Genomic DNA, 25,192 nt, shown 5'->3' with positions numbered 1-25,192 from the left:
GGGGCATGGTTGATAAACACCTAAAAAAGTCCATCCCCAATGACCAGAATCCGCCCGCTTAACGCATACCGGGACTAACTGCAAAAAAACGGTTCCCGGGGTCTTCCCCCAAGAACCGTCCCATGCCAAAGCCTTGTTGCCGTTACATCATCCCGAGATTTTTCGTATGACAGATGCAGCGTTACCCTTTAACGGCTCCAATCGCCACGCTCCCGATGATCTGCTTGGAAAAGACCGCAAACACGATGATGATCGGCACGATGGAAATTGCCACACCCAGGTACAACAGGCCGTAGTCCATCCCGTAATAACCCTGCACGAGCGCGACCAGAACCGGCAGCGGATATTTGCTCTGCGAGAAGAACAGGACGAGCGGGCCGAGGAAGTTGTTCCAGGAGCCGATGAACGTAAAAATGCCGAGTGCGGAAACCGCAGGACCCAGAATCGGCAGGATGATCTGGTTGAACGTCCGGAACTCGCCCGCACCGTCGACCCGCGACGACTCGATGATTTCGTCCGGAACGCTTCCGTCGATAAACTGCTTGATGAAAAAGACGTTGAAGGCGTTCGCCGCCGCCGGCAGAATGATAGCCGCGTAGCTGTCGAGCAGGCCGAATGTGCTGAACAGCCGGTATACCCCGATCAGGGCCAGCTGTCCGGGCACCATCATCGTGGCCAGCAGGGCGAAGAACAGCTGCTTGTTGCCTTTAAACCGGAATTTGGCGAAGCCGTAGGCCGTAAGTGCCCCGATGTACAGGGACAGCACCGTCGTGGACCCCGCAATGAAGAAGCTGTTCATGAATCCCCGCCAAATGTTGATTTTTGCGGCCATGTTGCTGTAGTTCGCCCACAGATCCTTCCCCGGCAGAAAGATGAACGATGAGGCGATGTCGGCATTGCTGTGGCTGGAGTAGATCAGCATGAGATAAAACGGGATGATACAGATGATGGCAAACCCGACCAGAAAAATATACAGCAGCACCATGCCGGCGGACAGGCGGCGTTTGGGCTTGGCGGCAAACGGAAGTTCCCGCCGGATCGGTCTAATCGCTTCCATGTTATCGACTCCTTCCTCAAGCCTTCTTCCGGTTCGTCAGCACAAACGACAGGACGGAGAACAGAATAATGATGATGAACAGGCAAAACGCGATGGCGGCTCCGTAGCCAAACCGCGTGCTCTGAAACGCGACGTTGTACAGGTACATGATGCTGGTCATGGATGCGCGGTCCGGCGCTCCCGTGCCATTGGTAAGGGTAAAGGGCTGATCGAAGATCTGCATCCCGCCGATGATCGAGGTGATAACCTGGAACAGAATGATCGGCTTCAGCATCGGAACAGTGATGTGCAGGAAAATGTGTTTTTTCGTGGCCCCGTCGATTTGGGCGGCCTCGGTCAGCGAAGGATCGATTCCCTGCAGTCCGGCCAAATAAATGATCATGGAGTAGCCGAAGTATTGAAAGAACAAAATCGAGGACACGATCAGCCGCATGAACCAGGCGTTGTTTTTCCAGTTGATCGGATCGTGGATGATTCCGCTCTCGACGAGAAAGTGGTTCAGCCCGCCCGACTGCCAGTCGAAGATCAGGCTTACCAGCAGCCCCAGCGAAGCGGCGGTGACGATATGCGGGAAGAAGTAGACGGCACGGAATATGTTTCTTCCCTTGACGAACTTCTCGTTTAAAATAAAGGCGAGCACAAGCGAAACGGTCAGCTGAGGGATGACGGACACGCCCCAAATAAACAGCGTGTTGAGAAAGGTTTTGTAAAATATCGGGTCATGGAATACCGCAATGTAGTTACCCAGCCCCACGAATTCCGGCGTCCGGATCCCGTCCCAGTTCGTAAAGCTGATATACAGCGAGTATAGAATCGGATACAGTCCGAACAGCAGAAAGATAATAAAGAACGGTGCAATGAAAAAATAACCGTAATGGTCCTTCCGTATCGATTTGGCAAACATGGACGCACCTCCTGGTATAGGTTGTTCCAACGTTGTCGCAGCCGAATAATCAACCGCTAAGCGTTAATCCACCTCCAGCTCGGGGTACCTGAGCTTGACGTCCCGTTTAATTCTTTGGATAGCTTCTTCTTTCGTCTTCATCTTGTTGTTCAGGTACAGCTGCAGCACGTTTTTGTAAATGTCATTGTTGATCACCGTATCAAAAGGCGTCCGCTGATAGCTCGGCACGTTTTTCGCTTCCTCGGAAAAGAACTCGAAGTGCTTCTGGTTCCCCAGGTAAGCGGAGGTCAGCGTCGGAGCCAGCTGGTCGTCCACGACCCGATTGCTCGTAAAGTAGTCCTGGTCATGGGCCAGCTCGGTCAAAAACTCGTGGTCGAAATTGTAGAAGTGGATAAATTTCCACGCCAGATCCTTGTTTTTGCTTTTGCTGTACATAGCGATATACGTTCCCCCGGAGCTGAACGAGGCCGGGCCGTGCGCAAGTCCCCATTTTCCCGACGTATCCGGTGCATTCGCCTTGAACGTGTACTGCAGCGCCCAGCTTGCGCCCGGATAGAACATCACCTCGCCCTTTTGCATGGAAGCGGCATATCCGGCGCTCCCGTCGTCAAATTCGGCCAGCACATGCCGCTGCCGCGCTTCCCTCACCATATCGAGCACCTTCAGGTAAGCGTCATTGATGACAAGCTTGTTGTCCTTGACCCATGGAATGCCTTCATAGGAGACGGAAATGGCGTTCCAATTCGCCAGGGCGTGCACTTTGCCCCCGCTTTCTTTGGCAACCCTTTCGCCGATGTCGAAAATTTTGTCCCAGGAGTCAATCTGCTTGCTGACTTCCTCCGGATCGTCTGTGCCCAAATATTGTTTGGCCAGGTCCCGGCGGTAATAAATGCCTCCAGGTGTCGCCTGGTAACCCAGTGCCTTGACGTTCCCTTCAGAGTCCTTTTCGTTGGCTTGAACGAAGGGATACTGCTCCGGAATGAGCTTGTTTGCATCGTACGGAGCCGCAGACAGGTTCTCCAGGTAAGGAACGTCGATCAGCTCACGGATATTCCCGTTTTCGAGCATGAACACGTCCGGTGCCTTGGAAGCCGTCTGCAAGGCGGATTTCAGCTTGGTGATGTAAAAGTTGCCCGGGATGTTGACGAAGTTCACCTTGACCCCGGGGTACTTCTTCTCAAACTTGTCAATGGCGTAATTCGCCTCATCGGTAAAGCTCCATACGGTTATTTCCTGGCTTGAGCCCGTTCCTTTGCCCGAGACCGTACACCCGGCCAGCAGGATGGACAAGCCCAGCAGACTCAGCATAAAGGTATATCCCCAATGATTTCTTCTCATGAGCACCCGTCCTTTGCTTTTCGCTTGATGTTGGTCAATCCCAGGATAACAACTAGTCCCCCCTCATCCACGATTAAAAAAGGAAACGCTTACATCTAAGTTTGTTATCATTTTATGGGATTTTTGCCGGCCGGGCTCATCGGATATTGGTCTGGATTGTTCATTTATTGCGCAGTCCTGCCGCTTCGCTTGCGAAATTCGGAAGGCGTGCAGCCATTGTACTTTTTAAAAATGCGGTTGAACGAGTTCAGATTGTTAAATCCGTTCCGCACAGCGATCTGCAGAATGGATTCCGAACCGCCGAGCAGCTCCCATTTAGCTTGTGCAATCCGGTATTGATTCAAGTAATCCATTACCGTCATGCCGCGGGCTTCCTTAAACAGCTTGCATAAATAAAATTTGTTAAAGTTCGTATGGTCGGCAATGTCATCCAGCTTCAGCGGCTGGTCGTAGTGCCTTTCCAGATACTCGCACACCGCCTCAATAAAGGCGAATTTCTTGCTCTCGGAGCAAGCGCCCCCTGGATAATCATCCTCCATTTGCCCCGGCTTGAGCCGGATCAAGCGAACGATCAGGTCGTACAGCCTTGCTTTCATGGACCATTTATAACCGGGCTGCCTGCCCGATTCTTCTTCAGCAATCGCTTTCATCATCAGCGCCAAATTGGCCTTCTGCACTTGATGTGCCGGAATGACGGTATTGTGCGAAACGAGCGACTTTAAGCTCTGCTCATCCGGGCCGCATGGGTTCGTTCCTGTTAAAAAATGCATGCGAAATACGATAATCAGCAGCTTGCCGGTGCCGGGCAGAAAAGAATGGACTTCACCCGGCTTGATCATCAAAATCTCCCCTTTCTTCAGCTCACATAAGTGATGGTTCAGTTCGATGCGCGCCCCGCTTTCGGCTACATATACAATTTCGACTTCTTCATGCCAATGCGGCGCAAAAAGAAACGTTTCTTCTGTCTGAACTACACGAATCGGAAAATCTTCGTCCATCAGTCCTCTTTCCAGAAATGAGGTCATCGTTCCCATAACATCCCCCACCTTCCCTAGAATGAAACGTTCTGCTCTTTCCATTGTAGCAAAATCCTCAACCCGTCAGCATCATCACCCAGATGATCCCAATAATTAGAAAAACAACCTATCCTCTTTTATTATGATATGGGTGGATTGCAAAACTGTCCTTTCAGGATGGTTACTTCAGAGGTTAATGGATCCGGCTCCTTTGGCGCTAACGCCTGAAATGACGAAGTCCCTTCAATAATCAAAAAAGAAAGAGCCGCATGAGACGGCTCTTTCCTTGAGTTACTTCTATATATGATGATAACTTAGCGGCGTGGTGCGATCACGTGAATCGGATTGCCCAGCGCAAGCTCGGCAGTTTCCATAACGATTTCGCCCAGCGTTGGATGCGCATGGATCGTCAAAGCGATATCTTCCAGCGTGGCGCCCATTTCGATAGCGAGGCCCAGCTCAGCGATCAGGTTGGAAGCTTCAACCCCGGCGATGTGGCATCCCAGCACGAGCTGAGTTTCCTCGTCAAACACCAGCTTCACGAAGCCGTCCGCTGCATTGAGGGACAAGGCGCGTCCGTTGCCCGCAAACGGGAACTTCGCTGCTTTTGCTTTGTAGCCTTTTTCTTTTGCTTCTTTTTCAGTGTAACCTACGCTCGCGCATTCAGGATCGACGAATGCTACGGCAGGAACGACTTTGTAGTCCACGACGGAAGGATGTCCGGCGATGGCTTCAGCCGCTACTTTACCTTCGTAAGAAGCTTTGTGTGCCAGCGCAGGGCCTTTAACGATGTCGCCGATTGCAAAGATATGCGGCTTGTTCGTACGTCCCTGATGATCGACTTTGATCAGGCCGCGGTCATCCAATTCGATACCGATCAGGTCGAGTCCAAGCTCTCCGTCGGTGTTTGGACGGCGACCAACCGTAACGAGCAGGTAGTCGGCAGTCACTTCTTTCGTTTCGCCGTTCACGGAGTATTTCACCGTAACTTCGTTGTCGGTTTGAGTCGCGCTTTCCGCTTTGGCGTTTGTGATGATTTCCACGCCGGTTTTGGTCATGCTCTTCACAACGAGCTTCGTCATGTCCGGATCGAATCCGTTCAGGATGGAATCCAGTCCTTCGATGATCGTTACTTTTGTTCCGAATTTGGAGTACATTTGGCCAAGCTCGGCACCGATGTATCCGCCGCCGATGACAACCATGCTCTTCGGAATTTCAGGCAGGCTCAGCGCTTCTGTCGAAGACAGGATGCGGCCGCCGAACGGGAACGCTTTGAGCTCGATCGGACGGGAGCCTGTAGCGATAATGCAGTTTTTGAAGCGGTAGCGAGGGGACTCGTGTTCGTTGAACACGCGCGCCTCGTTTTCGTTGATGAACATGCACTCGCCGTTGAAAATTTCAACCTTGTTGCCTTTGAGCAGGCCGGCAACGCCGCCGGTCAGCTTTTTCACAACGCCGTTTTTGAATTCCTGGGTTTTGCCAAAGTCCACTTTCACATTTTCAGCAGTTACGCCGAAAGATTCGCCGTGAACGGCAGACTCATATTGATGAGCCGCCGCAATCAGGGCTTTGGAAGGGATACATCCGCGGTTCAAGCACACGCCGCCCACTTCGGATTTATCCACAATCAGAACCTTTTGTCCTAGCTGTGCAGCACGGATGGCTGCCACGTAACCGCCGGGACCAGCACCAATCACTAATGTATCGATATCGAGAGAAGCGTCACCTACTACCATATCTTACACCTCCATAACCAGCAGCTCAGGGTTGCTGAGCAGTGATTTAATATAGTTCATAAAGTTTTGGGCTGTAGCACCATCGATGATGCGGTGGTCAAAGCTCAGGGACAAGGCCATAACTGGAGCTGCCACGATTTCGCCGTTCTTCACGACAGGTTTTTCGGTAATGCGTCCGGTACCCAGGATCGCCACTTCAGGGAAGTTGATGATCGGAGTAAAGAACATGCCGCCGGCGGAACCGATATTGGTGATGGAGATCGTGCTGCCTTTCATTTCTGCCGGAGCCAGTTTGCCGTCACGGCCGCGTGCCGCGAGGTCGCGGATCGCGTCAGCGATCATCCAGATGCTCTTACGGTCGGCATCTTTGATGACCGGTACGATCAGGCCGTTATCCGTATCGGTTGCGATACCGATGTTGTAGTACTTCTTGTAGACGATTTCGTTGTTTTCTTCGTCGATCGTCGCGTTCAAAGCAGGGAATTGACGGCTGGCCGCCACAAGCGCTTTGACGATGAACGGCAGATAAGTGACCTTCGTGCCTTTCTTCTCGGCGATCGGTTTCATGCGGGTACGGAATGCCACCAGCTCGGTTACGTCCACTTCGTCCATGATCGTAACGTGCGGAGCTGTATACGCCGATTTCACCATGGCGTTAGCGATCGCTTTACGGATTCCTTTGAACGGTACGCGCTCTTCTTCCGCCCGCGGATCCGCAGCTGCTGCTGCCGCTGCAGGTGCAGCTGCCTTGTCTTCAGCCTTAGCTGCTGCAGGCGCTGCCGCTTGACCGCCGCCGTTCTTGAAGGCTTCGACGTCTTCTTTCGTCACTTTACCGTTGTTGCCTGTTCCGCTCACTTGCGTGATGTCAACGCCTTGCTCACGCGCAAACTTGCGCACGCTTGGCGTAGCCAGCACTTCTTTGTTCGGAGCTGCAGGAGCCGGAGCTTGGTCAGCACCGCCTTCTTTGGCATCAGCAGGGCTGCTTGCCGCAGGAGAAGATGTTGTATCCGCGCTGCCTTTTGCTGCGTCTGCTTCTTGGGCGCCGTGATCGCCGGCAGGAGCTTCCTGCTCAGGCACTTCGCCTTCCGCATCGATAATGGCGACTACTTCGCCCACACGGCACACCTGTCCGTCCTTCGTGAATACTTCCTGTACTGTGCCGTTAACCGGACAAGGCACTTCTACAACCGCCTTGTCGTTCTGCACTTCCATAATGATGTCGTCGTCTGTTACTTTATCGCCGGGCTTGATATGCATTTTGATAATTTCGCCTTCATGCAAGCCCTCTCCCAGTTCGGGGAACCGATATTCAAATTTTGCCACGTTACTACCTCCCTATTGAATGACTGCGATTCTTAGAATTCCATGACTTTGTTGACTGCAGCGATGATTCGAGCCGGTGTAGGAAGCCATGTATCTTCGATTTGGGCAAAAGGATATACCGTGTCAGGTCCAGCTACGCGCAGTACTGGAGCTTCCAGGTGAAGAATCGCTTTTTCGTTGATTTGAGCAATGACCTCAGCCGCAACGCCGGAAGTTTTTTGAGCTTCCTGTACGACGATGGCACGGTTAGTTTTCTGGATCGATGTAACGATCGTATCGATATCCAAAGGATTCAGCGTACGCAGGTCGATGATTTCGGCTTTGATGCCTTTCGTTTTCTCAAGCTCTTCCGCTGCTTTCGTAGCGGTATGAACCATCATGCCGTAGGCGATGATCGTCACGTCGGAACCTTCGCGGACCACGTTAGCCTTACCCAGCTCAACGACGTAGTCCTCTTCAGGAACTTCGGCGCGGAACGCGTGGTACAGGTTCAAGTGCTCCATGAAGAACACCGGATCGTTGTCGCGGATCGCCGCAATCATCAGACCTTTGGCGTCGTAAGGGTTCGACGGCACTACCACTTTAATACCCGGTGTTTGAACGGCCAAACCTTCCAGGGAATCGGTGTGAAGCTCAGCCGCTTTAACCCCGCCGCCAAACGGTGTGCGGAATACGATCGGCGCGTTGTAGCGTCCGCCGGAACGGAAACGCATGCGGGCCGCCTGTACAAACATTTGGTCGAGCGCTTCAAAGATAAAGCCGACAAACTGAATTTCGGCTACCGGACGGAAGCCTTGGATCCCGAGGCCTACAGCCAGGCCGCCGATCGCGGATTCAGCCAGAGGCGTGTCAAACACGCGTTCCTCTCCGAATTCTTTTTGCAGCCCTTCCGTCGCACGGAATACGCCGCCGACATTACCTACGTCCTCACCAAACACAATCACGTTCGGGTCACGCTTGAGTTCCACGCGCAGCGCATCGCGGATTGCTTCCTTCATATTCATTTGTGCCATTGCTTCATTTCCTCCTTAAACATTCGTTAAACTACGCAAAACGGATCAAACGATTTATTGGAAATCGGCCTTTTGTTCTTCCAAATGTTTCGGTGTTTGTTCGAACATGCTGTCGATCAGGCCAGGAACGGTCATTTTTTGCGTCTGTTCCGCTTTTTTGATCTCTTCGTTTACTTTCGCTTTGGCTTCCTCTTTCACGCGGGCTGTGTCTTCTTCCGACCACAGGCCTTTCTTCTCCAGGTACTTGCCAAGGCGCGTAATCGGATCCTTCGCGTTCCATTCGCCTTCTTCGTCCTTCGTGCGGTATTTGGTTGCATCGTCGGACAAGGAGTGCGGACGGTACCGGTAAGTTACACCTTCGATCAAAGTTGCACCTTCGCCGTTGCGCGCGAGCTCAGCAGCTTCTTGAACAGCACTAATAACGGCAAGCACGTCCATACCGTCGACTTTTACGCCGCGGATACCGGCTGCAACCGCTTTGTGAGCGATCGACAAGGATGCCGTTTGTTTTGCGAAAGGAGTCGTAATGGCGTAGCCGTTGTTTTGTACAAAGAAAATGACAGGAAGTTTGAAGCGTCCGGCATAGTTCAGGCCTTCGTAGAAGTCGCCCTCGGAAGATCCGCCGTCACCTGTGTACGTAATAACCACTTGCTTCTGCTTCTTCAGCTTGTAGCCCATGGCAATACCCATCGCGTGCAAAATTTGCGCACCGATAATAATTTGTGGCATCAAGACGTTAACGCCCTCAGGAATGCGGCCGCCTTCTTGATGTCCGCGGGAGTACAGGAATGCTTGGTATAGCGGAAGTCCGTGCCATACGATCTGCGGCATGTCGCGGTAGCCCGGGCAGATAAAGTCATCTTTCTCCAGCGCGAATTCACTGCCGACCATCGTCGCTTCCTGACCGGAAACCGGTGCATAGAAGCCGAGACGGCCCTGACGTCCAAGGTTAACAGCACGGTCATCCCAAGTACGTGTAAATACCATACGGTACATAATTTCTTTTAACTGATCATCAGTAAGTTTAGGCATTTTCGCTTCATTAACAATTTCACCGTCCGGAGAAAGCACGGAAAGCGCTTCGACTTCCTCGGTGTACACTTCATAAGGAACCTTGCTCATTCTCTTCACCTCAACAAAAAAATTTGAATATCAAGTTCCGCTGTTATAGAATTATTATACACCTGTTTTATTCGTTTCGTCAAAGCTATTGCGGATTAAATTTCAAGATATTTGCGCTTTGTATGTATAACAGGCGAATATATTTTGTATAACAGACAGAGTGCTTTGACGGAAACAGGTACAAAATCGGCAAACATGGGTTATAGTAACTTATTGTTTTCCCGATTGCAAAAATTAACCGCACGAAAGGTGATCATGAATGACGGATTCAAAATACTTGAAACGAACCATTCACAAGGAACAACTGGAGAGCCGCTTTTTGAATGAAAGCCGTAACCTGCGCGTATATCTGCCGCCCGGTTACCACGAGGTCGTCAGCTATCCGGTCGTCTACTGCCAGGATGGCGAGGAATTTTTTAATTTCGGCCGGATCGCGACCATCGCCAATCAGCTGATTCTGGACGATCTCGCCGAACCCTTCATCGTCGTAGGCGTCGAGGTCGACACCTCCGTGCGAACCGAAGAATATGCGCCGTTCGGCAGCCGGTTCGAGGCCTATACCCGGTGCTTTGCCGAAGAAATTATTCCCTTCATCGAGCAAAAATATCCCGTGCGGCAAGACCCCGGGCAGCGCGTGCTGGCCGGCGACTCACTGGGAGGATGCGTTTCGCTCCACCTGGCTATGAACTATCCGCAGATGTTTCACCGGATTATCAGCTTGTCCGGCGCTTACTATACGGACACCCAGGAAATCGTAGCCGAAAGCGATGACTTGTCCTGGCTCGATATCTACATGATCGTCGGCCTGCAGGAAACCCATTTCGAGAGCGACCTCGGAGTCTACAACTTCGTCGAGATTAACCGAAGCATGAAAGAGCTGCTGTTGGACCGCGGCGCAACCGTTCATTATACCGAGAAAGACGGCAAGCATATTTGGGGCTTCTGGCAAAAAGAACTGCCGGATGCACTGCTCTATTTTCTTCGCGCCTGACCCATTACCCTCTATTGAACAGCACAAAGGTGAACATGTTCCGGTATGAATGCTAATGCAGCAGCCACAGCTCAGCCGACGTTCACCTTTTTTTATCCCCGCAAGTGGTTACGCTTTCAATTCCAGCCTGAAAAAACGGCAGTGCGCCTGCCGCTTTCCTTTTTGATCATTGCCTCGTTCGGGCGTGTCTTATCTATTATAGCTTTTCTTGGCATATTTTGTCCAAAAGTACCTGGCAGCCCGCGTCCATCAATTCGTAAACCTGTTCGAAATTCCCTGTATAATAAGGGTCCGGCACTTCGCGAAGCTCATGATCCGGCAGCAGGTCCATGAACTTCAGGACGGTCGCCTGTTCTCCCCCCGGAAGCTTGCGCAGGTTCGCCGCGTTGCTGTCATCCATGCAGACGATATAGTCGAAGGTTTCGAAATCGCTGCTCGCGACCTGTCTCGCCTTCATTCCCGCATAACTGATCTTGTACTGATCCAGCATCCGCCGGGTTCCTTCATGCGGAATCTTGCCAAGGTGCCAGTCTCCCGTGCCTGCAGAATCCACGCTGATCTTTCCTTCCAGCCCTGCCTCGCCCACTTTATGTCTCAAGATGGCCTCAGCCATCGGTGAGCGGCAAATGTTGCCCAAACAAACAAATAAAACGGAAATCATGTAAGTCTCGTCCTCCTAGCTTTATGCTGATTCCTTGTGCCGTTCGTCGCGGATGACGGGCTGTAGGGCAGATGGCTGCAGCGAACGCCGCGGGAGCTTCCATTTATAAAAAACAGACAGCATCCGGAACACCACCACCGCCGCAAACAAAACGATCACTTCCAGTGTAGTCTGGATCCAATGCAGTCCGATGGCTACCCCGGCCAGCATCGCCCACACGGCATAGATTTCATCTCGAAGCACAAGCGGCTTCCTTCCGGCGAGCAGGTCCCGGATAATTCCTCCCCCAATGCCCGTCAACACGGCGGCAACAACGACCGCGCTTAGCGGATGATGCATGTTGGCCGCATACAATGCGCCTTGGATCGCGAAGGCTGACAATCCCACCGCATCCAGCAGCGCCTCCGCTCTCTTCCAATGCCTGATCCAGTTTACAGGCAGCAGGAAAGCGACGATCACCGCCACGATCGCCAATTTGATCAGCAGTCCCTGGCTCCAGAGCGTCGTCACCGGCACTCCGATCAGCACATTGCGGATGACCCCGCCCCCGAAGGCAGTCACCAGGCCGAGAACCAAGATCCCCAAAATGTCGTACTCTTCCTCCATGGCAACGAGCGCACCGGACATGGCGAAAGCAATGGTTCCGATCATGCTGAATAGTTCAAAAACGTGCATGTCCACTTTCTTTCTGACCTCTCCCTAACATATGCTGTCATCCATTGTAGCCGCTGCCGGCCGAATTGTGCAACCATCTATTCTGATTTATACTAGAATAACTTCCAAGCCCTTTCGATAAACAGCGAATTAAAGGGCTTGCCAAGAGCCGTCAATGCGACAATCGGAGGTAAACAGGATGGAACAGAAACGGGTATTGATCTTTTCCGGAGGCGATCTGCACAAGCAGTATTTGAAGGAAATCAGGCCTTCCGACTTTTTGATCGGTGCCGACCGGGGAGCGTTATTTTTAATAGAAAACAATTATAAGCCTGATCTGGCTGTAGGCGATTTTGACTCCATATCTCCGGCAGATTTGCAGAAGGTTAGAAGCGGCAGCAAGCAGCTCATTGATTGCGATCCCATCGACAAGGATTTGACCGATACGGAGCTTGCGCTGGACCTTGCCATAAAAGAACAGCCGGATATCATTTTGCTGATGGGGGTTACAGGATCGAGGCTCGACCACACGTTAGCCAATATCCAGATGATGAACCGGGTTTTGCAGCACCACATCTCCTGCGCTCTGCTGGACCGTAACAATTATATGACACTTACCGGCTCTTCCATTGAGGTCCAGGATAGAGGGTACAAGTATGTTTCCCTGCTGCCTATGACCCCCGAAGTGACCGGAATTACATTAACAGGATTCCAGTACCCCTTGGACAACGCCACGCTTAAAATGGGAGAATCCCTCGGCATCAGCAACCAATTAACCGGTTCCCAAGGCACAATCAATGTGGAAGGCGGGCTCCTGCTTGTCATCCAAAGCAATGATTAAGACAGCCGCAGCTTTGCTTTGACAACAATTTTGTAACCGAAATGAAAATTGCAAAAAACAATGAAAACCCTTGATACATCAAGGGTTTTTTATTTGCTTCAAAGGTAGGTATATGTATTTCTTAATTTTTTGTAACTTTTAATCGTTTTTTAATAAAAGCCCATTTCTCTTACAGCCCCAACGTTTTGTTACACCACATCCAGAATTTAGGCTGTTACAAAGCTGTTATACTCGGAGACGAGCCTGAAAGAAAACGAAATTTGGAGGTAATACAACATGAACAAACAAATGATCCAAAAATTAGTAACCGTAGGGTTATGTGCATCTATAGGATTTGGTGGAATGATCGCAACGAGCGCACAGGTAACGGAAGCCTCTGCCGCTAATACTCAAGTTGCAACGACATCGACAACGACTGGACAAAAAGTCGTAAATTACGGTAAACAATATATGGGTACTCCATACAAGTTCGGCGCTTCGACCAGCACAACAAGAAATTTTGACTGCTCTTCTTTTATGAAGCATATCTTTAAGAAGTACGGCGTAAACCTGCCGCGTACTTCTGTGGCGCAATCCAAAGTCGGAAAAGCCGTATCGAAAGCAAACCTGAAGCCCGGCGATCTTGTGTTCTTCTCCAGCGGCAGCAGAGCCAACGGACATAACGTAACTCACGTGGCGGTGTATGCCGGCAACGGTAAAATCCTGCACACGTACGGTTCTCCCGGCGTAACGATCTCCAATCTGAACTCCGGCAACTGGAAGAGAACTTATCTCAAAGCACGCCGCGTACTGTAGGTTATAATAGACATCAACGTGGAAGGCTGGTAGTCCAGTAGGACTATTGGCCTTCTTTTATTATATAACCCACTCCGCGCACGGTGTGAATCAGTTTTTTCTTAAATCCGCGGTCAACCTTTTTCCTCAAATGCCGGATATATACATCCACGACATTGGTCACCATATGAAATTCGAATTCCCATACATACTTTAAGATGTCCTCGCGGCTGCACACTTGGTTGACGTGCCTGGCCAGGTATAGCAGCAGGTCATATTCTTTTGCGGTCAGTTCAATAGGGATTCCACCGCGCGTTACTGTCCGGCTCTTGGGGTCGATGTCCAGGTCGGCAATCGTGACCGTCTGTCCGTACTGCTCTTCAATCAGCCCGAACAGCGACAGCAAATTGCGGATCCGGGCCAGAAGTTCGTCGGTGTCGGCAGGCTTCTTCAGCACGTCGTTTGCGCCTGCACGGAAAAGCTTGGACACTGGCTGGTCCATATCGGACGGCGTCAAAACGACGGTGGGGAACCGCCGGCCCTTCTGCTCACGCAGGACGGTGCGAATGAGCCGGGTTAAAGGCACAGCGGAATCGGTCAAATCCATGAGCAGCAGGTCGACCGGATGGCTGCGCGCGTATTGAGCAGCTTCTTCTTCGTCCCCGGCAATATATAGTTCGAACCGCTCTTCCAGAAGAGCGTCAACGACCTCACTGTCCCTCGCCAGTCCTAATGCCAGGATGCTTTCGTGCATGTCAGCCCACCGACTTTTTTAGTAATGATGACGTGCGGTCAGTACCGCTTGCTCCGGCGTGCACGCCGATTGTTTCCCTTTATGGTGGCCACAAAATAAAAAACCATTCCGCAGCACGGAATGGTTTGAATTTGAAAATGATGCCTTTTACCCAAAATATCGATGATACAGCGACCTGGCCTCGGGAATATCCTTGGTGCCGTGCACCAGCACCCTCCCATCGGCAAAAATAACCATCCGCTTCGATTCCAATTGATACGAGACCAGAAAAGGGTTGGCGTCGACGATGCCCTCTCCGAGCTTGGTCAGCCGGTCAGCCGTTTCCGCCAAATCTAGGGAACGCTTGCTTCCGGGACGGATCTGGACGGTGTCGCGCCCGCAGAGCACGTCGGTTTTCTCCAAATTTGAGGCTGACAGGTAGGGGTATGTCCGCTGATGTCCACAGGTCGGGCAATCCTCCATTTTCGCATGGTCTACGCCGATCGTGATCCACTCGTTGCGCCACAGGTCAAAAGACACCAGTTTGTTCGATAGCGCCTCAGGATGCCCGCTCAACAGCTTCATAGCCTCCGTGGTCTGGTGGGCCGTTACCATCTGCACGGCTTGTGGAATGATGCCGGCTGTATCGCAGGTGTCTCCACCGAGCGGGACTGTGCCCAGCAAGCAGTTCAGACAGGGCGTCTTGCCGGGAAGAATGGTGTAGGTGATGCCATAGCTGCCGACACAGCCCCCATATATCCAGGGAAGGTCATGCTTGTGGGCGAGATCGTTGATCAGTAGACGGGTATCGAAGTTATCGGTACCGTCCATGATCAGATCCACTCCGCGGACCAGCTCCTCCAGCTCATCGACGCGCACGTCCATAATGTGGCTGTCGATGACAATTTCCGAATTGATCGCCTCCAGGCGCTGCTTGGCTGCTACCGCCTTCGGCAGCCGCCGCCGGGCGTCTTCCTCGGAAAACAGCTGCTGCCGCTGAAGATTGCTCCATTCCACGTAGTCCCTGTCGGCGATCGTCAGATGCCCAACCCCGGAACGGGCCAGCGTCTCGGCAATCGAAGTGCCGAGCGCCCCCGCGCCGATAATGAGAACGTGGCTGCCTGCCAGCCTCTGCTGGCCTTCCCTGCCCAAAGGGGCAAACCGCTCCTGCCGGGAGTAACGGTCTTCTGTATATTGCATCGCTCATCGTTCCTTTCATAAAAAGCCGCCATCCCGAGGGAAAGCGGCTATGATATGCTTTTGGTTATTGTTTGTTGCGAGTGCTCAATATTTACAAGGCAGTTAAGCCCGCTGCGCGGACCACTCTTCTACGTTCCAAATTTTGGTGACCCAATCTTCATAAAAATCCGGTTCGTGGGAAACGAGCAGCACCGTCCCCTTAAATTCTTGAAGGGCGCGCTTCAGCTCGGCTTTGGCTACGACGTCGAGATGGTTTGTCGGCTCGTCAAAGAGGATCCAGTTCGCTTCACGCATCATCAGCTTGCACAGACGCACCTTCGCCTGCTCGCCGCCGCTGAGCATATTGAGCGGACGCGTAATGTGCTCGTTCTTCAGGCCGCAGCGGGCCAAGTGAGCACGCACTTCGTGCTGGTTCAAAGACGAGAACTCATTCCATACGTCGTCAATCGGCGTGATGTTGCCGGGGCGGACCTCCTGCTCAAAGTAGGCCGGATAGAGAAAATCGCCAAGGTACGTTTTGCCGCTGATCGGCGGGATTTTACCCATGATCGTCTTCAGGAGCGTCGATTTGCCGACGCCGTTGCAGCCGACGATAGCGATCTTTTCTCCGCGCTCAATCGTCATGCTCATTTTGGGAAGCAGGGCGTGGGTATAACCGATCTCGAAATCGATCCCTTCAAACACCGTCTTGCCGCTAGCCCGTGCCTCTTTAAAGTTAAACACCGGCTTGGCCGCTTCTTCCGGACGATCGATCCGCTCGATGCGCTCCAGCTGCTTCTCACGGCTCTTCGCCCGGCCGGAGGTCGAATAACGCGCCTTATTCCGCTGGATAAAGTCTTCCTGCTTCTTGATAAATTCCTGCTGCTTCTCATAGGCGTCGATATGCTGATTTTTTGAAATATCCGCCATCTCCAAAAACTTCTCGTAATTGGCCGAGTACCGGGTCAGTTTAGCGAATTCCAGATGGTAAATCACATCAACGACCTGGTTCATGAATTCCGTATCGTGGGAGATCAAGATAAAGGCATGCGGATAATCTTTCAGATACTGGGTCAGCCACTCGATATGCTCCACGTCCAAATAGTTGGTAGGCTCGTCGAGAAGAAGAACGGTCGGTTTCTCGAGCAGCAGCTTGGCCAGCAGCACCTTAGTGCGCTGACCACCGCTGAGGGCGGCCACGTCCCGGTCCAGCCCAATCGCATTAAGGCCAAGACCGTTTGCCATCTCTTCCACTTTAACGTCGAGCATGTAGAAATCGCCGATATCCAGTTGTTCCTGAATATCGCCCATCTGCTCAAGCAGCAGCTCCAGCTCTTCGGGAGACGCATCGGCCATTTTCTCGGTGATCTCCATCATCTCTTTTTCCAGCTCGAGCAGCGGCAGGAAGGCATCCTTAAGCACATCGCGGATCGTCTTGCCCGGCGTCAGCTTCGTATGCTGGTCCAGATAGCCGTAGCGGATCTTCGGCGTCCATTCCACCTTGCCGCTGTCCTTCAACAGCTGCCCCGTCAAAATATTCATCAAGGTTGACTTTCCGACACCGTTGGCACCGACGAGACCTACATGTTCGCCGGCCAGGAGGCGGAAGGATACGTTTTTAAACAACGTGCGTTCCCCGAAATTGTGGGAGACGTTTTCGACTGTCAATAAGCTCATAGCTGCTTTTTGCGCTCCTATCTATGATAAAAATTCATTTTTAGCATCAAGTCATTGAAATGACATTCAAGTCATCATTTTATCATAAGAAGGAGCCGGCCGTAAAACAGAAATCCACGAAATCATTGTTTCTTATTTGTAGAAATCATTACGGCTCGAAAGCCCGTGTGCACGGTTTCTCAAAATAGCCGTTTGCAGCCGCTTCTTTGGCGCTCGTAAAGGTCTCCGCAGCGTCCAAATCATCGGCACAATCACCTCTGGAATAATAACGGATACCTGTTCGGTGATCCACCCCCGCCTTGATCACGGTCGACTTGACCAATCTCCCGCTGCCCAGTGCGTAATTGTTCAATGCTTGTTCGCCGATAGGGATGCCTTGGATAAACGCCAAGATGCCGATATCGTCGATCGAGTTATTCCACTCCTCCTGCGAAATGAGCGGAAGCGTAAACACGTACGATGTGCCGTTTCGGACTGCCTTTTCATTATGCCTGTTAATGACATTGGCCAGGTCGTCCTCGATCGCCTGAACGATAGTCGTTCTTCTTACCTGCTCATACCGGACCCCATCTTGCAGCAAAGGAATGGACGCAGTCGGTCCGAGCTCCCTTTGAAGTCCCTTGATCCATGTGCCCGAGCCGGCTTGATAAGCTTCTACGACATTATCGAGCGTAAAATGGACCAGATTGCCTGCCCGGTCGCTGTAACTATACGGCTTTTTCGGAAGCCATAGATGCTTGGCATATGCCATGCCGTCAGCTCCCTTATATTCCTCCTCCGCGTACACCCAGTATCCGTCATAATCAATCACAACTACGGCCGGAATGTAACGGTCCAGCACCTGCTGCGCAGCCGCATCCTCTTCGATCCCCAAATTGGCATACAGTGTATGGTAAAACGTATCAAGGGCCTGCTCCTTATCCGCTTTAAAAAATTTCGCCGAGCCGTAGCCTGACTCAAACTCCTGCCGCTCATTGACGTTCAGCATGCTCCCCGCGTCCTGAACGGCTGTTCTCAAGGCTGTAACGTACTTCAGCTCGGTAAAACGAACATTCCGCTGATCCTGAACGTGGTAACCCACGATCAAAAAGACCGGAAAGAATATGACGATGAATACGAGGCAAAAATCAGTAATCTTCATTAAGTACCATGCCTCCATACGGAAAAGCGATCACTGCGGCCTCACCGGTCAGTGCCCCTGTAACGAAATCGAACATCACCGTTCCCGCCGTCCGGTTCACATTTTTGACCGTAACTTTAAAAAAGTCTCCGACCATGAGCTTGTAGACTCTCGATTCATCGTCTTTGGGAACCGTAGTGTTGGGAAATATATGATCCATAATGTCAGAGGTGTAATATCCGTCATAAACGGTGCTGAACTTGTTTTGAAACGTACCCGGGTCAGCCGCGTCGGTATATTCCGGATGATATTTCTTGTGAAGATGCTCCATCTGCACGTCGAACTCGTTGCCCGTCGCCTGAATTTCTTCCAGAAATTGCTCATACATCACCGGACTGATATAGCCCTTGTTCCTTACGGCATCCACGAACTGCGTCACTGCATTATAAACGACGATGCGGGAAAGGTCGTCCTGCCGCTGCGAAGCTTCCGCTGCCGGATAAATATACATGACGACCACGGCCAGCAGCACCGCCGCAAACTTCGAGATGGCGTTACTCATGGCTGGTCTTCTCCCTTTTCTCCGACTTCGCAAAATGGATGCCGGTCAGGACGCCGGAGCCGTCCCACTCATAAGCAACGGAGTAGAGCGCGGCGGTCTCGATCATTGAGAAATCAAACCCATCCTCCCATGGACCTCCGGGAACAATTGCACCGTCTACCGAAATCCGGACACCCGGATCGTTAAGCCCCATCATACTGAACACAACTTGAGAGCCGCTTACCCAATCCTCATGCGATGCTTCCATAACGGACTGTACGCTTCTCAACTGTCCTTGGGCGGCGCTCCCTGCCCCGTTCACGGTACGGTTCAGTTCTCCGGTTAAGCCTAGAGCGAAGATGCAGGCGCTGATAAACAAAATGAAGGCTAAACTGACGGAAATCATGCTTTCTGCATGCTGATTCATAACCTAAGCCACTCCTTCACCGTCCCTGCCTACTGCTCAAATATAAGTCCCCGTACTACATTGGAGCTGTCCTTCACGATGCTTGCCTTAAACTTTCCGCTCGGATTGACATACTCATTGCTGGACTCGTTGGCGGTTTGCGTCAAGTTTCCTACACGCTGCCCTGTATTGATCACCGAGCCGTAATTGTCGCTCGCAATATCGGCGCTGATGTTGAGCTGATTGCCGTACCACTGCCCCTGCCTGTTTTTGCCCGTTTTCACCAAAATGCCGAATTGGTCCTTATCCTTGAACTTTCGCAGTGCATTTGTCACCTGGGAACCACTGATGCTTGTTCCGTCATAAACCGTAAACGAAGCCTGGGACAGCTCGGTCTGGATGTCCGAGAAATTGTTTTGCGCGGTTTTTGTAGCTTCCTGCGCCGATATAAACAGAATGACGACAATCGTAATGAGGGCGATCGTCAGAAAGATGCCTGCGGCTACTTTTAATGCACTGGACGCGTTGTTCATAGGTTTACATCTCCTTATATTTTTTGAATTTGCTCGTAATAGATGTTCATCTGCATGAAGCTTATCGCAATCAGCGGGATGACCAAATAGATGAAAATCAAGGAGTACATGGGCGCAAAGCCGATCAGCCTGCCAAGACCCGCTTTTGTATCAATGATCCGCTCATAATCCTGTTTTCGCTGCTCAAAATAGAAGGACATCTCACCTTCCAAATCGTCGAAAGCCTGGCTGATCGGTATTTTCTCCACGGAAAGAAGCAGCTTGTCCACGATTCTTTGAAACTCGGTGAACCGCACCTCCTCCTTCAATTGCTGGAGAGCCATTTCCCCGCCGTGGTCATAATGGATGAGGCACTTTTGAATCGGAATTTTAAATATGACGGCAAAACGGTCCATCCACTCCAAAATTTCCTCCACCGAAATCCGGTCCATCTCCCTCAGCATCGAAATGACGGTCTGGTACTGGTAGACTTCATGCCGCATGTCCATATAGCGAAGCTTTCTCTGGAACAGAAGCAGCCAGAAAGGCCATTCGTATCCAAGCATGCCGGCGAAGAGGCACAACACCAGCTCCCACCATTTAAAATACTCGTTGTGATAAGCCTGAAGCTTGCCGAGGATCCGGTTAGCCGAGTCTACAAGCTCGTCCTTGCCGAGACCTTTGCTGTCAGCCTGCTGCAGCTGTTCGGCAATCTCCGCATAGGTAGCTTCCGGCGACATGTTCACCCTTCTCATGACCTCTAGGTCCCGGCTGCTGAGACGCTTGCCTTCCTCTTGCTGGGTGATGGTCGTCTGCCCGAAAAAGCTGTCCTGAACCACCGGATCGTACATGATGTGATGCCTGGACATCTGATGAAGATACAATGTCATCGTCAGCGTAACCGCAAACACAATGAGGCTGTAGACGACCCGCCGGATGTAAAACCATTCATAGGTCAGCTCGGTTCCGGTTTCCTTCATCAAGCGGACCACTTTGGAATAATCAGCGCTTCCCGGATGGGGGGCGGCCCATGCGGCCATTACCCGGAATAACGGAACACGCGATATTGCTTTCTCCCATGGGCGGCTGTTTCTTCCCGCCCGGTATGTAGTTTCATCATTCTGTTGAAGCTTTTGCAGTAAAACAAACGAAAGGATAATCACGATATAAATGAGAATTTTGGCCGCATACCCAAGCTTGCTCATATAAAATTCATCCATCGCCGGAAAGCTGCTTCTGGCCCATCGCTCGATCGGCTTGGTAAAAAACAGAGGAACTAACGCGATCACGTTGAGGCCTTTTAACAGATAATCGAGCTTGCTTCGCCGCAAAATTTCCAGATGGATTTCCTTCGTCAGCCCGCTAAGTCCCTGCAAATAGATGGAGCCCTGCTCCTTCACCTTGTCGCCAAACTCCATGATCATGTAAGAAATGCCGGCAAATGCTTTTAGAAAACGGTTGGGTGCAGCTTCATAGTACTTCTCCAATTCTTCAGAAGGGTTGTTGCTGATCAGCGCCTCGGCAATTTTTCGGGTATGAAGGCCTGCCTCGTCCTCTGCCGATTCAGCCGCCTCCTGCAGCGCTTCATCCACCATCCCGTGCTGGTGATACCGGTGGCGGATGTCCGAGAACAGATCAAGCATTTGGACGAGCAGCCGCCGCTCCAGCCGGTTAACCACCATGTCGATCAACAGGCTGTTGATCACCACCGCAGTAAGCAGAACCAGCAGAAGGAAACTTAAGCTGGGGTTTAGCAGAAACAGCACCACAACTGAAATGCCCAGTGTCCCCAGTATGGAAAGCGTAACCTTCATGACCTCATGGCGCAGATAAAATTCCTCATACGCATGAACGCTGCTTACCCGTTTCCTTACTTTTCGGATATAGGCTGATAGAAGCGGTGCAGAAAAACCTACGATATAAGCGGTTTGAAGAAATTGCTGCCATCGTTTGCGCAGCATCCATTCATCCTTCGGAGGGGCAGGATCGCTCAGCAGCTCCAGCCGGTTCCGCCGCGATCTGTTATTCAGCCACATTATGACGGCATAGACCACCGCAAACAACGCAAGAGAAATGATCAGGACCAGGAACAGCAGACGCCTAACTCCCATATCCATTCCCCCAATTCGTCTGAGCAAATTCCTTGAACATGACCGCATCTTCCACGCTCATCTGCTCGGCCATTTCCCTGATGTTCCTCTCGGAAATGGGTTCTGCGGCTACATATCCTCCGTCGCGAAACTCGATGATATTCCGGGAGGAAAAGGAGCTCTGGTCATGAACGCGGCGGTAATATTCCGCCTGCAGTTGCATGAATTGGCCTAGCATCTTCCTGACACTCCCGTGGGTGCCATCTTCAATCATGCCCAGCGGCTCCTTCTCCTTTGGGATGCATTCGGTAATCCGTTCGATGTACCGTCTGCCGGCAGCATCCCGTTTCAGATGAATGTCAAAGTTGATGACTTGAACCACCTGCTGTTCAGCAACGGCTTCATGGTGAAACACTCCGCTCTTCAGCAGGGAATTCCGCAGGGAGAAGATCAAATCGCGGAACGTCTTGGCGTGATGCGTAAATACGGTAAACAAGCTGGCGACCTGGGACATTTGGATCATCCAGGAGGAAACCCCGTCGCTGGCCACCTCGCCCAATATATTGACCGTGCCGTCCGTCTTTTTCTGAAGGTCCAATCCTTCCTGTCCGGTAATGCGATCCGTCTCCCGGAACGATAAAATGTTTCTGCGGCTGTAAATCTTCCGGAGGTGGAGCTCGAACGCCATTTCCTGCACCCGGAGTGTATAGGTCGGGTAGATATGCTCGATCATCGCCATCAGCAGCGTCGTTTTACCCGAGCCCTGGGCCCCCGTGATGGCCGTAATTCTGCTCCCTTTCATGAGATAGCGCAGCATTTGGATCGGAAGCTGGGCGTTGTCCCCGGTGACCAGCTGCTCCAGCGTTGCGCTGCGGATGTCAAACTTGCGGACGAAAAAAGCCCATGACTCCGAAAACGGCGGCCTGACCACCACGACGCGCGACCCGTCCTTCATTTCGTTTACTTTGTAGCCGTTTGCTTCCGACAGCTGGCCGGGGTGATTGTATTTATAAATGTTCTGGCAGACACGCTTCAGCTCAAGCTCTGTCCCGAAGGACAGACAGGCCATATGAATCGTTTTGCCCCTGTAAAATATCCACACGCTTTCCGTCATTCTGGCTTTACGATCCGGCTGAACCGAAGCTTGCAGCATACGCAGCGGGTCCAGTCCATAGGAGGCGGCGAATGACTCGTCAGCCAAAATACCGCTCACACCGCCGCTGACGCCGTCAATCCGCTGATCCCTGAGCTCATCGATGACCGAAAACCCTTTAAACTGCTGGTAAATACGCTGAACGACAATCTCCAGCTTCTCCGAAAACGTCAGGCTTCGGGATTCATTGGCATACATTTGTTCCACATCGCTGGCGGTTACAGCATAAACTGGCTCATCGCCATAACCAGGAAGCACGCGCAGTTCGGCTAAACCGTGCAGTTCGAGCATCATCGACAGCGCGTCCTGGCCATACTGCAGTTTGTATAAATAAAAGATAATTTCGAATTGATCCTGTATGTTTAAAAGCCTCGGATTCGCAAACGGAATCGCCTGGTCTATGTTGCCCTCCGTCACGCCATAACTTTTGACCAGCAAATCGGCCATAAATTGCTTCACATATTGCTTTTCATGAACATCTCCGGAAATGCAGTTCTTAAGCGCTTTGCGCAGCTCGCTGCGCTGATTCAGCCTGCGCTTGTATTCTTCTTCATGCAGTCCCAGGTCGGTTAGCTGACTGTGGGTCAGCTCATGAAGGGTCTGTTTGACGAAGGATGTCATCGCTTCGATCGTAAATTCAACGCCGGTTGTCCCGGCTACAGGGGGCCGTTTGCGCAGATCAAGCCATCTCAAGTAAATGAAAAGAGCTGCAAATAATAGAATGATTGCCATAAACAAAATGTTGAACAGCGGTCCGGAAAACATTCAAGCTCCCCTTCCCACCATCTTCAAAGCGGGTATTTCAAGCCTATTCATCAGGTCTTTGGCCAGCTGCCTGATGCTGCCGTAGAAGTGTGCCGATGGGTGCCGCTCGTTTAGATTGCGGCTGCGCTGCATATAGTTCATGACACCATGCATGTTCCACGCATCCATGAAATCCGTATTGTAAGGAACTCCGTGAAGAATGCCCTTATACCCGAACCTGCGTTTAATGTTGTGAAGCGTGCAGTGGGATTCTTTGTCGTAGCGCCCAAGGACAAGGATAACCGGCTTATCCTTTAACTGGTCGGGATAGTGTCTCCCGCTGAAAAAGTGCTCCAATCCCTGAACGCTCTGCGTCAGGCTGACGACGATCAAATCCGCCTGCTCCAGCATCGCCCCGTCCCCCGGATCCCCGGCTGCCCCCATCCCGGACCCGGCATCCAGCAGCACCAGATCATAACATTGGTTGGCGATCGTTACGATGGACTGCACCGATTGCGCGCGATAACCCGGCAGCGTTCCTCCCCGACGGTCATTTCCCTGGATGAAGTCGAGACGCTCAGGCAGCACTGGGATCGTGTAATCCCGGAAATTGTCCCTGAATAAACGCCGGTTAACCGCAAGCCTTTCCAGCGCGTCCATACCGTGATCGTGAAACGACACGAGGGAATGGTCGAGCACCAGCCTGCTGCTTCGGAACGCCCCTTCCACACGTTCCCCCGCCGTACCACCGTGACCGAGAAGGATGCGCAGGCGATATTCCAAACCGAGGCAAGCCGCAGCCGCTGCTGCGTGCGCCGAACTTCCGCTTCCTCCCTCTAGCGGGCTCCAAAATGCTACTGTACTCATACTTTGCTCCTTTCTGCGCTCCGTAAGGCGCGATGGATTGTTTTCGGTTCCATATCTGTCAGAAGTCTCATCAGCAGGCATAGATTTTTTTTATATATTCGGCTTAGGCGTCTGATCCGTACCTTCCGGGTATGATCGTTCTGCAGCTTCAAGGCATAATCCGTCTCGATCCACGGGATGACGACAGATGCTTCCTTCCATAGCACAGGGAGGCTGCCGAAATATCCTTCCGCGTACCCTTCGTCAAAAAAATCATCCACTGCCCGGACGTACACTTTATAGAATTCCTGCTGGGTACTGCCGAGATGCCCGCGTAACAGGTCTTCCAACCAATCCCTTCCCTGTTCCAGCGTCCAAATCTCATAATCGCTGACCCATATCAACGCAGCTGCGCTCTCCCAGGAATCACGGGGGCAAAATTCCGCCTGCTCCATATCAAACACAACCACGTCGTATTGCTCTATCGATGTCCCGACTAACGCTAGATGTTCCCTCAGTTCGAATTCATCCGCAAAACCCGAAGCGACATCAAAGCCGGAAAATTCCGTTACAGACAGCGGTTTGTCCAGCTGTCCGATATACAGCGGATATTTATGCTTCTCGGTCGCATCCACCAGCAATACCTTTTGCCCTGCCGCACGAAGCAGCATGCACACATAGAGCAGAAGCTCGCTCTTGTCGCATATTCCGGCAAAGATCCACGTCTTCACCTCATCACCCCTGGCCTGTCGATTTCTTCA

General features: G+C 51.8%; 24 protein-coding genes. 3 read left to right on the top strand and 21 right to left on the bottom strand.

What is annotated here, in order from left to right:
* Nucleotides 1-181: 181 nt before the first annotated feature.
* The 8 genes from C7820_RS04320 to pdhA all read right to left on the bottom strand — a co-directional run bounded on the left by C7820_RS04320 (nucleotide 182) and on the right by pdhA (nucleotide 9,509).
* Nucleotides 182-1,057: a carbohydrate ABC transporter permease gene (locus tag C7820_RS04320; protein WP_116229894.1), complete on the bottom strand. Its 876-nt coding sequence runs from the start codon at nucleotides 1,055-1,057 to the stop codon at nucleotides 182-184.
* 16 nt (nucleotides 1,058-1,073) lie between these two features.
* A complete protein-coding gene (locus tag C7820_RS04315) occupies nucleotides 1,074-1,961 on the bottom strand; it encodes a carbohydrate ABC transporter permease (RefSeq protein WP_116229893.1) in 888 nt (295 codons plus the stop codon).
* Nucleotides 1,962-2,024: 63 nt separating this feature from the next.
* Nucleotides 2,025-3,299 (bottom strand): ABC transporter substrate-binding protein, encoded by a 1,275-nt coding sequence (locus tag C7820_RS04310; RefSeq protein WP_244364426.1) that lies wholly within the window; start codon nucleotides 3,297-3,299, stop codon nucleotides 2,025-2,027.
* Nucleotides 3,300-3,463: 164 nt separating this feature from the next.
* The gene (locus C7820_RS04305; RefSeq protein ID WP_181908926.1) at nucleotides 3,464-4,333 is read right to left on the bottom strand and encodes an AraC family transcriptional regulator; all 870 of its coding nucleotides are present in this window, start codon (nucleotides 4,331-4,333) and stop codon (nucleotides 3,464-3,466) included.
* Nucleotides 4,334-4,629: 296 nt separating this feature from the next.
* Nucleotides 4,630-6,051, bottom strand: coding sequence for a dihydrolipoyl dehydrogenase (gene lpdA, locus C7820_RS04300; protein ID WP_116229890.1), 1,422 nt, complete (start codon nucleotides 6,049-6,051; stop codon nucleotides 4,630-4,632).
* A 3-nt stretch (nucleotides 6,052-6,054) separates the two neighbouring features.
* Complete coding sequence (locus C7820_RS04295; protein WP_116229889.1) at nucleotides 6,055-7,374, bottom strand: dihydrolipoamide acetyltransferase family protein; 1,320 nt, start codon at nucleotides 7,372-7,374, stop codon at nucleotides 6,055-6,057.
* A gap of 32 nt (nucleotides 7,375-7,406) precedes the next feature.
* Nucleotides 7,407-8,387: an alpha-ketoacid dehydrogenase subunit beta gene (locus C7820_RS04290; RefSeq protein WP_116229888.1), complete on the bottom strand. Its 981-nt coding sequence runs from the start codon at nucleotides 8,385-8,387 to the stop codon at nucleotides 7,407-7,409.
* 54 nt (nucleotides 8,388-8,441) lie between these two features.
* Nucleotides 8,442-9,509 carry a pyruvate dehydrogenase (acetyl-transferring) E1 component subunit alpha gene (gene pdhA / locus C7820_RS04285; RefSeq protein WP_116229887.1) on the bottom strand — a complete coding sequence of 356 codons (1,068 nt, stop codon included), beginning with the start codon at nucleotides 9,507-9,509 and terminating at the stop codon, nucleotides 8,442-8,444.
* A gap of 259 nt (nucleotides 9,510-9,768) precedes the next feature.
* Between pdhA and C7820_RS04280 the strand changes: the two genes are divergently transcribed.
* Complete coding sequence (locus C7820_RS04280; RefSeq protein WP_116229886.1) at nucleotides 9,769-10,500, top strand: alpha/beta hydrolase; 732 nt, start codon at nucleotides 9,769-9,771, stop codon at nucleotides 10,498-10,500.
* Nucleotides 10,501-10,696: 196 nt separating this feature from the next.
* On the opposite strand, the gene C7820_RS04275 is transcribed toward C7820_RS04280, so the two are convergent.
* Both C7820_RS04275 and C7820_RS04270 read right to left on the bottom strand, forming a co-directional pair.
* Complete coding sequence (locus C7820_RS04275; RefSeq protein WP_116229885.1) at nucleotides 10,697-11,161, bottom strand: low molecular weight protein-tyrosine-phosphatase; 465 nt, start codon at nucleotides 11,159-11,161, stop codon at nucleotides 10,697-10,699.
* Nucleotides 11,162-11,182: 21 nt separating this feature from the next.
* The gene (locus tag C7820_RS04270; RefSeq protein ID WP_076171771.1) at nucleotides 11,183-11,836 is read right to left on the bottom strand and encodes a trimeric intracellular cation channel family protein; all 654 of its coding nucleotides are present in this window, start codon (nucleotides 11,834-11,836) and stop codon (nucleotides 11,183-11,185) included.
* A 178-nt stretch (nucleotides 11,837-12,014) separates the two neighbouring features.
* Between C7820_RS04270 and C7820_RS04265 the strand changes: the two genes are divergently transcribed.
* Nucleotides 12,015-12,656: a thiamine diphosphokinase gene (locus C7820_RS04265; RefSeq protein ID WP_116229884.1), complete on the top strand. Its 642-nt coding sequence runs from the start codon at nucleotides 12,015-12,017 to the stop codon at nucleotides 12,654-12,656.
* A 276-nt stretch (nucleotides 12,657-12,932) separates the two neighbouring features.
* Nucleotides 12,933-13,451 carry a C40 family peptidase gene (locus C7820_RS04260; protein ID WP_116229883.1) on the top strand — a complete coding sequence of 173 codons (519 nt, stop codon included), beginning with the start codon at nucleotides 12,933-12,935 and terminating at the stop codon, nucleotides 13,449-13,451.
* A gap of 43 nt (nucleotides 13,452-13,494) precedes the next feature.
* On the opposite strand, the gene C7820_RS04255 is transcribed toward C7820_RS04260, so the two are convergent.
* The 11 genes from C7820_RS04255 to C7820_RS04205 all read right to left on the bottom strand — a co-directional run bounded on the left by C7820_RS04255 (nucleotide 13,495) and on the right by C7820_RS04205 (nucleotide 25,162).
* Nucleotides 13,495-14,184 carry a response regulator transcription factor gene (locus C7820_RS04255; protein WP_116229882.1) on the bottom strand — a complete coding sequence of 230 codons (690 nt, stop codon included), beginning with the start codon at nucleotides 14,182-14,184 and terminating at the stop codon, nucleotides 13,495-13,497.
* Nucleotides 14,185-14,331: 147 nt separating this feature from the next.
* Nucleotides 14,332-15,363, bottom strand: a complete 1,032-nt coding sequence (locus C7820_RS04250) for a thiazole biosynthesis adenylyltransferase ThiF (RefSeq protein ID WP_116229881.1) — start codon at nucleotides 15,361-15,363, stop codon at nucleotides 14,332-14,334.
* A gap of 102 nt (nucleotides 15,364-15,465) precedes the next feature.
* Nucleotides 15,466-17,019 (bottom strand): ABC-F family ATP-binding cassette domain-containing protein, encoded by a 1,554-nt coding sequence (locus C7820_RS04245; protein WP_116229880.1) that lies wholly within the window; start codon nucleotides 17,017-17,019, stop codon nucleotides 15,466-15,468.
* A gap of 148 nt (nucleotides 17,020-17,167) precedes the next feature.
* Nucleotides 17,168-18,160: a hypothetical protein gene (locus tag C7820_RS04240; protein ID WP_116229879.1), complete on the bottom strand. Its 993-nt coding sequence runs from the start codon at nucleotides 18,158-18,160 to the stop codon at nucleotides 17,168-17,170.
* Nucleotides 18,147-18,701: a hypothetical protein gene (locus tag C7820_RS04235; RefSeq protein WP_116229878.1), complete on the bottom strand. Its 555-nt coding sequence runs from the start codon at nucleotides 18,699-18,701 to the stop codon at nucleotides 18,147-18,149. The genes C7820_RS04240 and C7820_RS04235 overlap by 14 nt, the downstream gene beginning before the upstream one ends.
* Nucleotides 18,694-19,107 (bottom strand): hypothetical protein, encoded by a 414-nt coding sequence (locus C7820_RS04230; RefSeq protein WP_116229877.1) that lies wholly within the window; start codon nucleotides 19,105-19,107, stop codon nucleotides 18,694-18,696. The genes C7820_RS04235 and C7820_RS04230 overlap by 8 nt, the downstream gene beginning before the upstream one ends.
* Nucleotides 19,108-19,136: 29 nt before the next feature.
* Nucleotides 19,137-19,619 (bottom strand): ABC transporter permease, encoded by a 483-nt coding sequence (locus tag C7820_RS04225; RefSeq protein WP_116229876.1) that lies wholly within the window; start codon nucleotides 19,617-19,619, stop codon nucleotides 19,137-19,139.
* 14 nt (nucleotides 19,620-19,633) lie between these two features.
* Nucleotides 19,634-21,709 (bottom strand): hypothetical protein, encoded by a 2,076-nt coding sequence (locus C7820_RS04220; RefSeq protein ID WP_116229875.1) that lies wholly within the window; start codon nucleotides 21,707-21,709, stop codon nucleotides 19,634-19,636.
* Nucleotides 21,699-23,606 carry an ATPase, T2SS/T4P/T4SS family gene (locus C7820_RS04215; RefSeq protein WP_116229874.1) on the bottom strand — a complete coding sequence of 636 codons (1,908 nt, stop codon included), beginning with the start codon at nucleotides 23,604-23,606 and terminating at the stop codon, nucleotides 21,699-21,701. Before C7820_RS04215 ends, C7820_RS04220 begins: the two co-directional genes overlap by 11 nt.
* Nucleotides 23,607-24,452: a P-loop NTPase family protein gene (locus tag C7820_RS04210; protein WP_116229873.1), complete on the bottom strand. Its 846-nt coding sequence runs from the start codon at nucleotides 24,450-24,452 to the stop codon at nucleotides 23,607-23,609.
* A complete protein-coding gene (locus tag C7820_RS04205; protein ID WP_116229872.1) occupies nucleotides 24,449-25,162 on the bottom strand; it encodes a hypothetical protein in 714 nt (237 codons plus the stop codon). Before C7820_RS04205 ends, C7820_RS04210 begins: the two co-directional genes overlap by 4 nt.
* Nucleotides 25,163-25,192 lie beyond the last annotated feature (30 nt).

Source organism: Paenibacillus sp. VMFN-D1, assembly GCF_003386155.1.
GTDB classification, from domain to species: Bacteria; Bacillota; Bacilli; order Paenibacillales; family Paenibacillaceae; genus Paenibacillus_AQ; species Paenibacillus_AQ favisporus.
This window is presented reverse-complemented; position numbering and strand designations above follow the sequence as displayed.

Coding starts and splice junctions, on each gene's coding strand:
- C7820_RS04280 (WP_116229886.1), top strand. CDS start 9,769: ATGACGGATTCAAAATACTTGAAACGAACCATTCACAAGGAACAACTG.
- C7820_RS04255 (WP_116229882.1), bottom strand. CDS start 14,184: ATGCACGAAAGCATCCTGGCATTAGGACTGGCGAGGGACAGTGAGGTC.
- C7820_RS04260 (WP_116229883.1), top strand. CDS start 12,933: ATGAACAAACAAATGATCCAAAAATTAGTAACCGTAGGGTTATGTGCA.
- C7820_RS04215 (WP_116229874.1), bottom strand. CDS start 23,606: ATGTTTTCCGGACCGCTGTTCAACATTTTGTTTATGGCAATCATTCTA.
- C7820_RS04230 (WP_116229877.1), bottom strand. CDS start 19,107: ATGAATCAGCATGCAGAAAGCATGATTTCCGTCAGTTTAGCCTTCATT.
- C7820_RS04275 (WP_116229885.1), bottom strand. CDS start 11,161: ATGATTTCCGTTTTATTTGTTTGTTTGGGCAACATTTGCCGCTCACCG.
- C7820_RS04235 (WP_116229878.1), bottom strand. CDS start 18,701: ATGAGTAACGCCATCTCGAAGTTTGCGGCGGTGCTGCTGGCCGTGGTC.
- C7820_RS04250 (WP_116229881.1), bottom strand. CDS start 15,363: ATGCAATATACAGAAGACCGTTACTCCCGGCAGGAGCGGTTTGCCCCT.
- C7820_RS04305 (WP_181908926.1), bottom strand. CDS start 4,333: ATGGGAACGATGACCTCATTTCTGGAAAGAGGACTGATGGACGAAGAT.
- C7820_RS04320 (WP_116229894.1), bottom strand. CDS start 1,057: ATGGAAGCGATTAGACCGATCCGGCGGGAACTTCCGTTTGCCGCCAAG.
- C7820_RS04270 (WP_076171771.1), bottom strand. CDS start 11,836: ATGCACGTTTTTGAACTATTCAGCATGATCGGAACCATTGCTTTCGCC.
- pdhA (WP_116229887.1), bottom strand. CDS start 9,509: ATGAGCAAGGTTCCTTATGAAGTGTACACCGAGGAAGTCGAAGCGCTT.
- C7820_RS04225 (WP_116229876.1), bottom strand. CDS start 19,619: ATGAACAACGCGTCCAGTGCATTAAAAGTAGCCGCAGGCATCTTTCTG.
- lpdA (WP_116229890.1), bottom strand. CDS start 6,051: ATGGTAGTAGGTGACGCTTCTCTCGATATCGATACATTAGTGATTGGT.
- C7820_RS04315 (WP_116229893.1), bottom strand. CDS start 1,961: ATGTTTGCCAAATCGATACGGAAGGACCATTACGGTTATTTTTTCATT.
- C7820_RS04265 (WP_116229884.1), top strand. CDS start 12,015: ATGGAACAGAAACGGGTATTGATCTTTTCCGGAGGCGATCTGCACAAG.
- C7820_RS04210 (WP_116229873.1), bottom strand. CDS start 24,452: ATGAGTACAGTAGCATTTTGGAGCCCGCTAGAGGGAGGAAGCGGAAGT.
- C7820_RS04220 (WP_116229875.1), bottom strand. CDS start 21,709: ATGGGAGTTAGGCGTCTGCTGTTCCTGGTCCTGATCATTTCTCTTGCG.
- C7820_RS04310 (WP_244364426.1), bottom strand. CDS start 3,299: ATGAGAAGAAATCATTGGGGATATACCTTTATGCTGAGTCTGCTGGGC.
- C7820_RS04245 (WP_116229880.1), bottom strand. CDS start 17,019: ATGAGCTTATTGACAGTCGAAAACGTCTCCCACAATTTCGGGGAACGC.
- C7820_RS04240 (WP_116229879.1), bottom strand. CDS start 18,160: ATGAAGATTACTGATTTTTGCCTCGTATTCATCGTCATATTCTTTCCG.
- C7820_RS04290 (WP_116229888.1), bottom strand. CDS start 8,387: ATGGCACAAATGAATATGAAGGAAGCAATCCGCGATGCGCTGCGCGTG.